The sequence below is a fragment of the uncultured Albimonas sp. genome (assembly GCF_963977235.1).
Taxonomy (GTDB): Bacteria; Pseudomonadota; Alphaproteobacteria; order Rhodobacterales; family Rhodobacteraceae; genus Albimonas.
The window spans coordinates 1-13,070 of the sequence record NZ_CAXBOD010000089.1 but is presented as its reverse complement, the minus strand read 5'-3'; the positions used below and the strand labels follow the sequence as shown (position 1 = coordinate 13,070).

At 73.4% G+C, this 13,070-nt stretch carries 11 protein-coding genes and 1 pseudogene; 1 reads left to right on the top strand and 11 read right to left on the bottom strand.

Annotated elements, in window-relative coordinates; genetic code table 11:
- The 8 genes and pseudogenes from trmB to AAC134_RS22225 all read right to left on the bottom strand — a co-directional run.
- On the bottom strand, positions 1-733 hold a 733-nt coding region (trmB, locus tag AAC134_RS22260), incomplete at its 3' end, for a tRNA (guanosine(46)-N7)-methyltransferase TrmB (protein WP_339951718.1).
- Positions 734-752: 19 nt separating this feature from the next.
- Complete coding sequence (locus AAC134_RS22255) at positions 753-1,004, bottom strand: hypothetical protein (protein ID WP_339951716.1); 252 nt, start codon at positions 1,002-1,004, stop codon at positions 753-755.
- Between the two features lie 3 nt (positions 1,005-1,007).
- Positions 1,008-1,592: a GFA family protein gene (locus tag AAC134_RS22250; RefSeq protein WP_339951714.1), complete on the bottom strand. Its 585-nt coding sequence runs from the start codon at positions 1,590-1,592 to the stop codon at positions 1,008-1,010.
- Between the two features lie 165 nt (positions 1,593-1,757).
- On the bottom strand, positions 1,758-2,924 hold the full coding sequence (metK, locus tag AAC134_RS22245; protein WP_339951712.1) for a methionine adenosyltransferase: 1,167 nt from the start codon (positions 2,922-2,924) through the stop codon (positions 1,758-1,760).
- A gap of 133 nt (positions 2,925-3,057) precedes the next feature.
- Entirely contained in the window at positions 3,058-4,797 is a 1,740-nt protein-coding gene (gene lnt / locus AAC134_RS22240; protein ID WP_339951709.1) for an apolipoprotein N-acyltransferase, read from the bottom strand.
- Positions 4,794-5,804, bottom strand: a complete 1,011-nt coding sequence (locus tag AAC134_RS22235) for a hemolysin family protein (RefSeq protein WP_339951707.1) — start codon at positions 5,802-5,804, stop codon at positions 4,794-4,796. Before AAC134_RS22235 ends, lnt begins: the two co-directional genes overlap by 4 nt.
- Positions 5,794-6,477, bottom strand: a complete 684-nt coding sequence (ybeY, locus tag AAC134_RS22230; RefSeq protein ID WP_339951705.1) for an rRNA maturation RNase YbeY — start codon at positions 6,475-6,477, stop codon at positions 5,794-5,796. The genes AAC134_RS22235 and ybeY overlap by 11 nt, the downstream gene beginning before the upstream one ends.
- Positions 6,478-6,676: 199 nt before the next feature.
- A pseudogene (locus AAC134_RS22225) lies at positions 6,677-7,666 on the bottom strand (PhoH family protein); the annotation flags it as partial.
- 406 nt (positions 7,667-8,072) lie between these two features.
- Here AAC134_RS22225 and AAC134_RS22220 point away from each other — a divergent pair.
- Entirely contained in the window at positions 8,073-9,386 is a 1,314-nt protein-coding gene (locus tag AAC134_RS22220) for a M10 family metallopeptidase (protein ID WP_339951703.1), read from the top strand.
- 29 nt (positions 9,387-9,415) lie between these two features.
- Here the strand turns inward: AAC134_RS22220 and AAC134_RS22215 are convergent, their stop codons facing one another.
- The 3 genes from AAC134_RS22215 to AAC134_RS22205 all read right to left on the bottom strand — a co-directional run.
- Positions 9,416-11,521, bottom strand: coding sequence for a 3-hydroxyacyl-CoA dehydrogenase NAD-binding domain-containing protein (locus AAC134_RS22215; RefSeq protein WP_339951701.1), 2,106 nt, complete (start codon positions 11,519-11,521; stop codon positions 9,416-9,418).
- A gap of 164 nt (positions 11,522-11,685) precedes the next feature.
- Entirely contained in the window at positions 11,686-12,021 is a 336-nt protein-coding gene (locus tag AAC134_RS22210; RefSeq protein WP_339951720.1) for a hypothetical protein, read from the bottom strand.
- Between the two features lie 305 nt (positions 12,022-12,326).
- The coding region (locus AAC134_RS22205; protein WP_339951699.1) for an adenosylhomocysteinase at positions 12,327-13,070 on the bottom strand (744 nt) is incomplete at its 5' end.

Below are 13,070 nucleotides of genomic sequence, written 5' to 3'. Positions count from 1 at the left end.
AGAGGCGGGCGAAACGCAGGTAGTGGGGCGTGCGCCCTTCGCGCAGGGCCTTGGCCTCGTAGCGGGTGCGGGTCCAGCCCTCCCAGGGCTCGCGCCAGTCGGCGGGGCGCTCGGCCAGCCACTCGAAGGCCGGATGCGCCCGCGCCTGCGCCAGCGAGTGGCGCACATAGTCCTCGATGTCGGTGGCCACCCGCAGCTCGGCGCCCGGCGCCATCACCCGCGCCAGCGCGTCCAGCCCCTCGGGGTTCACGAAGCGCCGCTTGTGGTGGCGCGCCTTCGGCCAGGGGTCGGGATAGAGCACGTAGGCCCGCGCGATCGACCCCTCGGGCAGCACGTCCATCAGGTCGCGCGCGTCGCCCGGATGCACCCGCACGTTCTCCAGCCCCTGGCGGGCGAGCTCGGTCACGCACATCGCCACGCCGTTGACGAAGGGTTCGCAGCCGATCAGGCCGACCTCGGGCTCGGCCGCGGCCTGGGCCAGCATGTGCTCGCCGCCGCCAAAGCCGACCTCGAGCCACACCGGCCGGGGCGCGCCCGGCGGGTCGCCGAACAGGGCGGCGAGGTCGAGGGGCGCGCGATCGGGGTTCTCGTCCCAGCCCACGCCGCGCGGGCGCAGGTCCTGGAGGGTGGTCTCCAGATGCTCGGCCTGGGTCTGGCGCAGCTTCTTGCCGTGCCGGCGCCCGTGAAAATTGCGCCAGGGGGCGCCGTCCTGACGGATGGGAATATCGCTCATGGCGCGCGCTCTAGCCGGCTCAATCGAGGCTGTCGACCCTGTCGCGCAGGTCCCGGCGGATCTCCTCGGGGCTCGCGAGCCGGCGAAACGCCGCCTCCGCCAGCCAGCCCCCCGCGAGCCAGAGCCCGATCCCCAGCGGCCAGCGCCAGCCCGCCGGCCCGCCCAGCATCGCCCACAGCCCCAGCGGCGCGACGACGAAGAAGATCGCGAACCGGGCGAGCTGCGCCCGCGCGGAGCCGATGCGGGGTGCGCTGTGGCGACCGGTCGCCATCGCTCAGCCGGCGCCGCCCGGGCGCGCGCCCTCGGCGGCGAAGGCGGCGGCGAGGGCGGGGAAGTCCTCCGGCCCAGGGAAGCCCGCGAAGCGATGCGGCGCGGGGGTGACGACCCAGGGCAGGGCCTCGGCGCGCACGGTCTCGACGAAGGGCACCACCCAGGCGGCCTCGTCGAGCATCGGGGCGCGCAGGTTGACCATCCCGCCCAGCGCCTCGATGCGGGTGAACACCCAGGAGCCGCAGACGGGGCAGAGCCGGTGGTCGATGGCCGAGGGCGGCAGGCCCGCGCCCGAGGCCTCCGCCTCGGCGATCCCCGCGGGGCCGGCGCAGCCGCTCTCGAGCGCCGCCCCCAGACCGCCGCGCCGGGTCTCGCCCCGGGTGATCGCGACCCCCTCGGCCGGCAGCATCAGCGTCAGCGAGAAGGCCGAGCCGGTCATCCGCTGGCAACCCCGGCAATGGCAGACGGCCGAGAGGATCGGCGCCGCCGTGACCTGCAGGCGCAGCGCGCCGCAGCGGCAGCCGCCCTCCCAGGGCAGGGACCAGCCGGCGGACTCGGAGGCGGGACGGGCAGAGGCGGGGTCGGACACGAACGCTCCATCGCGGGGATCTGGGTCGCGGGCCACTCTGCCTTGCCGCGGCGGCCCGCGCCAGCTTCGGGGCCCCGGACGGGCGGACCAGAAAACAAAAACGCCGCCCCGGGGAGGGGGCGGCGTCGCTTCGGCAAAGGGCGCAGGGACCCCTCGTGGCTTGCCTCAGACGGCGGCCTTGATCGCGTCGGCGAGGTCGATCGCCTCCCACGAGAAGCCGCCGTCGGCCTCGGGGGGGCGGCCGAAGTGGCCGTAGGCGGCGGTCCGCTCGTAGATCGGCTTGTTGAGCTGCAGCTTCTCGCGGATGCCGCGGGGGCTCAGGTCCATCACCGCGTTCACCGCTTTCTCGATCGCCTCCTCGGAGACCTCGCCGGTGTCGAGCGTGTTGGCGTAGATCGACAGCGGCTGGCTGACGCCGATGGCGTAGCTGAGCTGGATCACGCATTTCTTCGCCAGGCCCGCGGCCACCACGTTCTTGGCGAGATACCGCGCCGCGTAGGCCGCCGAGCGGTCCACCTTCGTCGGATCCTTGCCCGAGAACGCGCCGCCGCCATGGGGCGCCGCGCCGCCGTAGGTGTCCACGATGATCTTGCGCCCGGTGAGGCCCGCGTCGCCGTCGGGCCCGCCGATCACGAACTTGCCCGTCGGGTTCACGTGCCAGACGCAGTCCTCGGCGATCCAGCCGTCGGGGATCTCGCCGCGGATGATCGGCTCGACCCGCTCGCGCACCTGCTCGGAGGTCAGGTCGGGGTCGAGATGCTGGGTCGACAGCACGATCGAGGTGATCGCCGAGGGCATCCCCCCTTCGTAGCGCATGGTCAGCTGCGCCTTGGCGTCGGGCCCGAGCCACGTCTCGGAGCCGTACTTGCGCACCTCGGCCAGCTTCTTGAGGATCGCGTGGCTGTAGTGGATCGGCGCGGGCATCAGCGCGTCGGTCTCGTCGGTGGCGTAGCCGAACATGATGCCCTGGTCGCCCGCGCCCTCGTCCTTGGCGCCGGCGGCGTCGACGCCCTGGGCGATGTCGGCCGACTGGGCGTGCAGATAGTTCTGCACCTTCATCGTCTTCCAGTGGAAGCCGTCCTGCTCGTAGCCGATGTCCTTGACCACGCCGCGGGCGATCTCCTCGACCGAGTCGATCACCGACTGCGGGCCGCGCACCTCGCCGCCGATGACCACGCGGTCGGTGGTGGCGAAGGTCTCGCAGGCGACCCGGCTGTAGGGGTCCGCGGTCAGGAACGCGTCGAGAACGGCGTCCGAGATGCGGTCGCAGACCTTGTCCGGATGACCCTCGGACACGGATTCCGAGGTGAAGATGTAACTGTTCCGGGCCAAGCGCGCGCTCCCTTGAAGAAGGTCCGCGCGCTGGCGCGCGCGGCGGTTTTCCGACGTGAACGGGAGAACCTCTAAGCAGGCGCGCCTTGCGCGGTCAAGGCAAGCGCCGTGCGGACGCTCCGTCAACCGGGGCTCAGACCCTTGCGGAGGGGCCTTCCGCGCTCAGACGCCGCAGGCCGGCGGCCGCCGCGGGCGCGAGGAGAGCGAGCAGGGCGACCCCCATCCACGGCCAGTCGCCGGATCGGGAGTAGAGCGTGGGGGCCAGCGCGATAGGCAGGCGCGTCTGGATCGCCCCGGCCTCGAGCAGGCCCAGCCGCGCGGCCGTGCGGCCCCAGGGATCGATCATCGCCGAGATCCCGGTGTTGGCGGCGCGGGCCAGCGGCAGGCCCTGCTCGATGGCCCGCATCCGGGCCTGATGGAAGTGCTGCCAGGGCCCGGCCGAGGCGCCGAACCAGGCGTCGTTGGTGGCCTGCACCAGCCAGCGGGGGCGCTGGTCGGGACCCGCGCCCGGCATCTCGTGGGGGAAGATCGTCTCGTAGCAGATCTGCGGGGACAACGGCGGCAGGCCGGGCAGCTCCATCCGCGCGGGGCCGGTTCCCGCGTCGAAGCCGCCGCTTTCGCCCACCAGCGGGCCGAGGCCGACGGCGGCCATCAGCCCGTGCAGGGGCAGGTATTCGCCAAACGGCACCAGGTGGCGCTTGTCGTAGGCGGCCAGGATCTCGCCGCCGGGTCCGATCGCCTGCATGGCGTTGCGCCATGTCGGGCGGCCGTCGGGGCCCGGCACGATGCGCCGGACCCCGAGCAGCACCGTGGCGCCGCGGGCCGAGGCCGCGATCGCCTCGCGCGCGGCAGGCTCCCGCTCGAGGATCCAGGGCACGGCGGTCTCGGGCCAGATCACCACGTCGGGGTCGGGCTGGCCGGGCTCGGGCGCCGAGAGGGCGCGCAGACGGGCGAAGATGCGGGGCATCTCGTCGGGGTCCCACTTGGCGCGCTGGGCGGCGTTGGGCTGGACGAGGCGCACCTCGGGGGCCGAGGGGGGCGCGGGGTCCTCGGGGGCGCCGGCCAGGCGCCAGCCGCTCCAGCCGAAACCGAGAACCAGCGCCAGGACCGCGGCCGTCGCGGCGGCGGCGAAGTCGGGGCGGGCGCCAACGCGCCGGAGGGCCGTGGAAAGACGGCCGGGCGCGATCGGATCGGCCTCCCCCCCCGGCCGCAGCCAGGGCGAGGCGAGGGCCGCGGCGAAGCCGAGGACCAGCAGCCCCAGCATGTGCGGGCCGAAGACCGACAGCGTCTGGGCCAGCGTCGTCTGGGCGAAGGCGTAGGCGGGCAGGGCCCACGGGAAGCCGGTCAGCACATGGGCGCGGGCGAACTCGGCCAGCGTGAGGGCGCCGGCCAGCGCCAGCGCGGCGGCGAGGCCGCGGGCGGCGAAACGCTCGACGAGGCGGCGCGCGACCCAGAAGGCCAGCGCCCAGAACAGGCCCAGACCGGCCGCGAGCCCGGCCACGGCGAACGGCGCCATCCAGCCGTGACGGGCGATGTCGACGAGGAAGGCCTCGGCCACCCAGTAGAGCCCGGTCAGGAAGAAGGCCCCCCCGGCGGCCCAGCCGATGCGGAAGGCCTCGCGCCGCGCGCCGCGGGCCAGCGCCAGCCAGGCCAGCGTCGGAACGCACAGGAGCACCAGCGGCCACAGGCCCGCCGGCGGCTGGGCCAGCGTCAGCCCGACCCCGCAGGCGGCGGCGAGCGCGAGGCGCCCGCGCGGCGTCTGCGCAGAGCGGCCCAGCCGAACGCGCACGGCGGAGAAGACGCGACGGGGAAGGGCGGGGCGCCCGGCCCCGCGCGGCCTGCGCCGGGGCCCGGGCTCGGCCGGGTCGCTCATTCGGCGGCCCGCGCCTCCGGCGGCACGTCGTGACCGCCGCCCGAGCCGGTCGGGCGATAGGCGCCCTCTTCGGTCTCCGCCTCGTCGTCGGTCGCCTCGCCCGCCCGCTTCAGCCGCACGCGCAGGCGCTTGATGCGGCGGGGATCGGCGTCGAGCACCTCGAACTCATGCCCGTCAGGGTGCAGGATCACCTCGCCCCGCTCAGGCACCCGGTCGGCGAGCATGAACACCAGCCCGCCCAGCGTGTCGACGTCCTCGTCGAGGTCGTCGGCCAGCAGGTCGACATGGGCCTCGCCCTCGAACTCCGGGATCTCGAGGCGGGCGGCGCAGATGTAGACGCCCTCGGCCTCCTTGCGGAACGAGAAGCTGTCGGCGACGTCGTGCTCGTCCTCGATGTCGCCCACGATGGTCTCGAGCACGTCCTCGATGGTCACCAGACCGTCGACGCCGCCGTATTCGTCGATCACCAGCGCCATGTGCATCCGCCCGCCCTGCATCTTCTGCAACAGCGCGTCGATCGGCATCGAGGGCGGCACATACAGCATCGGCCGCAGCAGCGGACGCAGGTCGAAATCGTCGTGCACCGCCCCGTTGAAGCCGAAGCGCAGCGCCAGGTCCTTGAGGTGCACGAAGCCCAGCGGGTCGTCCAGCGTCTCGCGGAACACCGGCAGTCGGGTGTGGCGGGTCTTGCGGAAGGACGTGACCAGCTCCTCGAGCCCGCCGTCCACCTCCACGGCGTCGACGTCGGCGCGCGGCACCATCACGTCGAGCACCTTGAGCTCGCGCAGCCGGCGCACGTTGAGCAGCATCGCCCGCTCACCGGCGCTGCGCGCCGCTTCGGCGGCGTGGCCCTCCTCGGAGGGGATCTCGCCGCTGGTCCTGCGTCCGAAGATCCGCGAGATCAGACCGCGACTCGAGCCTTCGCCCGCGTCGTCCTGGCCGCTCGCGGCGTCCGTTTCCGTGGCCGGGGCTTTCGCCTCCCGGCCGCGTCCTTGATCAGCGTCCATCGCTCCCAGTCCGTTCGGCCGCGGCGGGGCGCCCGGCCTCCTCGAATTCGTCGGCGATCCTGTAGGGGTCCGCCAGCCCGGCCGCAAGCATCGCCTTGCGCTCCAGGCCCTCCATCAGGGCGGCGTCCGCCTCCCTGACATGATCGTACCCCAGAAGATGGAGCGTGCCGTGAAGAACAAGATGCAGCGCATGGTCGCGCAGGGGAAGGCCCAGCGCCTCGGCCTCGCGCGCGCAGGTCCCGTAGGCGAGCGCCAGGTCGCCCAGGCTCTCGCCCTCGTCCTCGCCGGCGGGGAAGCCGGCAAGGTCGGGGGCGGGTTCGGGGTCCGGCGGAGGCAGGGGCGCGGCGCCGTCGGGCAGGCCCGAGGGCGCCGCGCCCAACTCCCATGCGGGCCAGGACAGCACGTTGGTGGGGGTCGGCTTGCCGCGGTGAAACTCGTTCAGCGCGGCGATCGCGTCGTCGTCGGCGAACAGGAAACTGACCGCCCGCCCCTCGGGCGAGAGGCCGGCGGCCGCCAGCGCCATCGCGGCGCCGCGGGCGGCGAGCGATTCCACGCGCTCCTCCCCGCCCAGCGCGTCGGCCCAGCCCTCGGCCTCCAGCGCCAGCTCGACCACGGGGGCCGGAAGCTCGGCGCCGGGAAGCGCAGGCGCAGGGGCGGGATCAGCCGGGGGCATCGTCCCCCTCCGGGCCGGAGGGCGCCTGGGGCGACGCGGTCTGCGTCGCGGCGGAGCCGGGCTCCCCCGCGACGGGGCCGCGAGAGGGGGGCTCGCCCGCCGCGGCGCGCGGGGGCGTCTCGCGGTCGCGGTCCTTCGACCAGGCGCGGGCCTGGCGGGCCGAGGGGTCGCGGCCGGCGTATTCGTCGTCCTTGCCGCCGTCCTCGCGGTCGTAGGCCTGGATGATGCGGGCCACCAGCGGGTGGCGGACCACGTCCTCGGCCGAGAAGCGCACCAGCCCCACGCCCTTGATCCCGTCGAGCAGACGGGTCGCCTGGCGCAGGCCCGAATGCACACCGCGCGGCAGGTCGACCTGGGTGAGGTCGCCGGTGATCGCCATGCGCCCGCCCTCGCCCAGACGGGTGAGGAACATCTTCATCTGCATCTCGGTGGCGTTCTGCGCCTCGTCGAGCACCACGAAGGCGTTCGACAGCGTGCGCCCGCGCATGAAGGCCAGCGGCGCGATCTCGATCTTCTTCTCGGCGATCGCCTTCTGCACATGGGCCGGCGGCAGCAGGTCGTTCAGCGCGTCGTAGAGCGGCTGCATGTAGGGATCGACCTTCTCCTTCATGTCGCCGGGCAGGAAGCCCAGCCGCTCGCCCGCCTCGACGGCGGGACGGCTCAGGAGAATGCGGTCGACCCGGCCCTCGAGCCACATCGAGACGCCCACCGCGACCGCGAGATAGGTCTTGCCGGTGCCCGCGGGGCCGACGCCGAAGACCATCTCGTTGTCAAACAGCGCCTTGACGTAGTCGCGCTGGGTGCGGGTGCGCGGCTCGACCGTCTTCTTGCGGGTGCGGATCTCGAGCCGGCCGCCGGCGAACATCTCAAGCTGGTTCTCGGGCGAGGGCGCGCCGGGCGCGCCCGGTTCGGGCGCGGGCGCGGCCCCGAAGCGCAGGGCGGCGTCGACGTCGCCGGGCTCCACCGGCCGGCCCTGTTCGAGGCGTCGGTAAAGCGCCTGCAGCGCGTCGGCGGCGCGGTCGATCGCGTCGGCCTCGCCATGCACGGCCAGGACGTTGCCGCGCCGCAGGATCTGCACGCCGAGCGTGCTTTCCACCTGCGCGAGGTTTCGGTCGAAGCCGCCGCACAGGTCGATCAGCAGGCGGTTGTCAGGGAAGTCGAGGAGGGTCTCGGACGAGGCGCCCGGCATTGCGGGGCCGTCGTCGGAGGGGCTCCGGCGACCGGATTCGGCGGACAGGACGGTCTGCGCCAAGGGCTCTCCATCGGGATGCAAGCCGCGCCCGATCATGTCGGGCACAGGGGCAAGCGTGACCGATGCGCCGCCCGTGGGCAAGACCGAATCCCGTGACCATTTCGCGGCGGTTCGATCGGTGACCCGCGCCGGGACGATCGAGGCGCCGGCGGCGGACGAGGCGCCGGCGACGGGCGAGGGCGCAGGCCCGATCCCCCGGCGGCGCCCGGGGCGTTGACACGGGCCCCGCCTGCGGCTTCGATGGGCCCGCGCCAGCCCGTCTCGCCAGCCCTCCCCCTTCCTGCAGATCCGCCCCGCAGGCCGCGGTCCCGCGCGCCGGCGCCGGGCGTCGCCCGAGGCTCGCATGGCATCGCCCCAGACCAACCCGCTCCTGGCCTCCATCGACCAGGGGGTCGCGCTCGACGATCCCCACGTCGCCGTCTATTTCGCGCAGGACGGCGAGCGGGTCGACTTCGCCACCGAGCAGGGCGGCTGGTCCCCCTACGCCCGCGCCCAGGCGATGGCGGCGCTGGAGACCTGGGCCGCGCTCAGCGGGCTGAGCTTCGAGGAGGTCTTCGACCCCGCCGAGGCCGACTTCCGGCTGGTGAAGTCGGACGCGGGCGGCGCCTCGCTGGGGTTCATGAACGGGCCGGACCCGGCCTATGGCGACGCGCAGGGGGTCGGCTGGTTCAACTCCGGCCCCTACTGGAGCGGGGCGAAGGGCGGAATGCTCTCCCCCGGCGCCTACATGTTCACGATCTTCCTGCACGAGTTCGGCCACGGCCTCGGCCTCGCCCATCCCCACGACGCCGGCGGCTCGACGGTCATGCCTCAGGTCGGCGAGGGGCTAGGCCTCGACCAGGGCGTCTACACGGTGATGACCTACAACGACGGCTGGCCCGAGGCGCCCGAGGGCCTGCCCGAAAGCCGCGAATGGGGCTGGAACCTCGGCCCCTCGGCGCTCGACATCGCCGTGGTCCAGGCCAAGTACGGCGCGAATCTCGAGACCGGGGCGGGGACCGACCGCTACCGCCTGCCGTCCAAGAACGAGGCGGGGACCGGCTACCTCACGATCTGGGACGCGGGCGGGGACGACGACCTGATCTTCCACAAGGGCCGCCGCGACGCGGTCATCGACCTGCGCGCCGCCACGCTGGAACCCGAAGAGGGCGGCGCCGGCTGGGTGAGCCGCGCGCAGGGCGTCCACGGCGGCTTCACCCTCGCCCATGGGGTCGAGATCGAGCGCGCCCTCGGCGGGCGCGGCGACGACCGCCTGACCGGCAACGCGGTCGACAACGTGCTGAATGGCAAGACGGGCGCGGACCGCCTCGTGGGGGGCGAGGGCGACGACCTCCTGCTGGGCGGCAAGGGCGCCGACCGGCTGTTTGGCGGGCAGGGCGACGACCGGCTCAAGGCCGGCCCCGGCCGGGACCGGCTGACCGGGGGCGAGGGCGCGGACCTGTTCGCGATCCGTCCCGGCGACGGCCGGGCGGTGATCCTCGACTTCGGCGCCGGGGACCGGCTGGACCTGCGCGGCTTCGGCTACGCGGACTTCGACGCGCTCGAGGCCGACCTGATCGACCGCGGCGGCCGGACCGTGCTGAAGGCGGCCGGCGCGACGCTGGCGCTAAAGGACCTTTCGCCCGAAGAGATCGTCGAGGAGATGCTCCTCCTCTGACCCTCCTCTGACCGTCCGCGCCGCCCGGCTCAGCGCCGGTTCAATTCGGCGAAGCTTCTCCCCTGCGCCACGAGCTCCTCGAGCAGCGGCGCGGGGGCCCAGAAGCCGGGCTCCTCCTGGGCGAACACGCGCAGATCGTCGAGGATCGTCTCCGGCCCCATCGCGTCGGCATGGTGCATCGGCCCGCCTCGCCAGCGGGGGTAGCCGTAGCCGGCGATGGCCGTCATGTCGACGTCGAGCGGGCGCAGCGCGATGCCCTCGTCCACCACTTTGGCCGCCTCGTTGGTCATCGCGGCGATATAGCGGCGCAGGATCTCCTCGCGCGAGAAGCTGCGCGCGTTGATCCCCAGGCGCCGGCGCTCGGCCTCGATCATCGGCATCACCTCGGGGTTCGGGGGGCCGGAGCGGGCGCCGTCGGCGTAGTCGTAAAAGCCCCGGCCGGTCTTCTGGCCCAGCCAGCCGTTCTCGTGCATCCGGTCGAGGAAGCCCTCGGCATAGCGCGCGGAGGGGTCGCGCCCGGCGTCCCCCGCCCGTCGGTTGAAGTAGCCGATGTCGAGCCCCGCGAGGTCCCCCATCTCGAACGGGCCCATCGGGTAGCCGAAGCTGCGCACCGCCGCGTCGACCTCGTAGGGCGAGGCGCCGTCCTCGACCATCCGGTTGGCGGCCGCGAGATAGGCGCCCAGGATCCGGTTGCCGATGAACCCGTCGCAGACGCCCGCGCGCACGGCGATCTTGCTCATGCGTTTGGCCAGCGCGAAGCCGGTGGCCACGACCTCGGGCGCGGTCCGCTCGCCCACCACCACCTCCAGCAGGCGCATCACGTGGGCGGGCGAGAAGAAATGCAGCCCCAGCACGTCCTGCGGGCGGCGGGTGACGGCGGCGATCTCGTTCACGTCGAGGTAGGAGGTGTTGGTGGCCAGCACCGCCCCCTCGCGCAGCACGGCGTCGAGCTGCGCGAACACCGCCTTCTTGACCTCCATCTTCTCGAACACCGCCTCGATGGCGAGGTCGACCTCCGACAACGCGGCATAGTCCGTCGCGCCCGTCCAGCGCTCGGAGAGCATCGCGTCGAGCGCGGCCTGGCTCATCCGCCCCTTGGCGAGCGCAGAGGCGAAGTTGCGCCGCAGGTTCGCCTCGCCCCGGGCCAGCGCCTCCGGGTCCCGCTCGACCATCACCACCCGCAGCCCGGCGTTCAGGGCGGCCGCGGCGATGCCCGCGCCCATGGTTCCGCCGCCGATCACGGCCACGCTCTCCAGCGATCGGGGCGTGGCGGCGGCCTCGGGGATCTTGGCCACGGCCCGCTCGCCGAAGAAGGCGTGGACCATGGCGTCGCGCTGCGGGTCGGCGTGGGACTTGTCGGAGACCTCGGTCTCGCGCTTGAGCCCCTGCGCAAGCGGCAGGACGCAGGCCTCGACCGCCTCCACGCAGTAGAGCGCGGCATGCAGGCCGCGGCCGGTCTTCACCGCCCGCTCGCGCCACTCGGCGAACAGGTCCGGGGTGGCGTCGGGGACGCTCATCTCGCCCGAGCGCCGCACGCCGGCGCCCTCGGCGAGCAGGCGGCGGGCGTAGGCGAGGCCGGCGGCCAGCGGGTCGCCGCTGTCGTCGATCGCGTCGATCAGGCCGAGGTCGAGCGCCTCCCGCGCGGGGATGTGGCGGCCCGAGGTGATCGCCTCCAGCGCCCGGGCCGCGCCCATCAGGCGGGGCGCGCGCTGGGTGCCGCCGGCCGCCGGGATCACGCCCAGATGCACTTCGGGCAGACCGACCTTCGAGCCCGCCTGCGCGATGCGCCAGTGGGCGGCGATCGCGACCTCCAGTCCGCCGCCGAGCGCCGTGCCGTGCAGGGTCGCGACCACGGGTTTCGCGGCGGCCTCGATCCGGTCGCACAGGGTCGAGATCTGCGGGTCCTTCCGTTTCGTGCCGAACTCGGTGATGTCGGCGCCGGCGTGGAAGGTGCGGCCCTCGCAGTGGATCAGGGCGATGCGGGCGTCGGGGTCGGCGTCGAACCGCTCCATCCCCGCCACGATCCCCGCGCGCACATCGGCGCCCAGCGCGTTGACGGGCGGGTTGTCGGTGCGGATCACGGCGACGCCGTCGACGACCTCGTAGGAGACATGTTCGCTCAGGCGGTCGGTCATCTGGGGGGCTCCTCCTCGCGGCTCTGCGGCCTTCGGGGCGAGCCTGACGGTCCGCGGGGGAGGGCGCAAGCCCGGGCGCCCGACGCCAAAGCCCCGACCGTCGCGGGACGGCCGGGGCGCGGGCAGGACCGACGGGGCGCGAGGGCCCCTGTGGCCGGCGCGGATTACTGGGCGGTGATCACCGTCATCACCAGCTTGCCGTCGGGCTTGATCGGCCCGTCCTCGGTCGCGCCGAGCGTGTACTCGAACTTGCCGGCGGCCATGCCGCCCTCCTCGGAGTGGACCATCAGCATCAGCATCTCGCCGGGCTCCACCGGCTCGGACAGGAGGGCCGCGACGTCCGAGGTGTCCCCGGCCCGCAGCGGAGCGTAGCCGACCACGGGGCCCGGCTTCATTTCGGCGTCGGTGCGGTGGACGACCAGCCAGCCGTTGGCCGGCGCGCGCACCATCTCGGCCGAGACGACGCCGTTCGCGACGCTCTGGTCGGCCGCCTCGACCATCGGGGTCTCGGCGAGCGCCGGCGCCGCGGTCAGCGCCGCGATCAGAGCGAGGGCGGGGGCATGGGTGCGGAACATGACGTTCTCCCTATCAGGGCTCGGCAGGGGCCGGAGCTTCGACAAAGGGAACGGCGGCGCGGGCCTTCGCGGATGCATCGATCACGAAAACGTCAGCGTGCGGGCGAAGCGCGGGGCCGGAGCGGCGAGGCCAAGAAAAGCCGCGCCGACCGGGGCTGGTCGGCGCGGCGTCGATCCGCGGCGGCGGGCGCGGACCGGGGCCTTGCGGCGCCCGTCCCGCGCCCCGGCGCTCAGTAGCGGTAGTGCTCGGGCTTGAACGGGCCCTCGGTGGTGACGCCGATGTAGTCGGCCTGGGCGTCCGAAAGCTTGGTCAGGGTCACGCCCAGCTTGGCGAGATGCAGCTTGGCCACCTTCTCGTCGAGGTGCTTGGGCAGGACGTAGACTTGGTTCTTGTACTGGTCGCCCTTGGTCCACAGCTCGATCTGGGCCAGCGTCTGGTTGGTGAAGGACGCCGACATCACGAAGCTGGGGTGGCCGGTGCCGTTGCCCAGGTTCAGCAGGCGGCCCTCCGAGAGCAGGATCATGCGGTTGCCGCTGGGCATCTCGATCATGTCGACCTGCGGCTTCACGTTGGTCCACTTCATGTTCCGCAGCGCGGCGACCTGGATCTCGTTGTCGAAGTGGCCGATGTTGCCGACGATGGCCATGTCCTTCATCTCGCGCATGTGCTCGAGACGGATCACGTCCTTGTTGCCGGTGGTGGTGATGAAGATGTCGGCCTTCGCGACCACCTCCTCGAGGGTCACCACCTCGTATCCGTCCATCGCGGCCTGCAGGGCGCAGATCGGATCGATCTCGGTGACCATCACCCGCGCGCCGGCGCCGGCCAGCGAGGCGGCCGAGCCCTTGCCCACGTCGCCGTAGCCGCAGACCACCGCGGTCTTGCCGGCCATCATCACGTCGGTGCCCCGGCGGATGCCGTCGACCAGCGATTCCTTGCAGCCGTACTTGTTGTCGAACTTCGACTTGGTGAC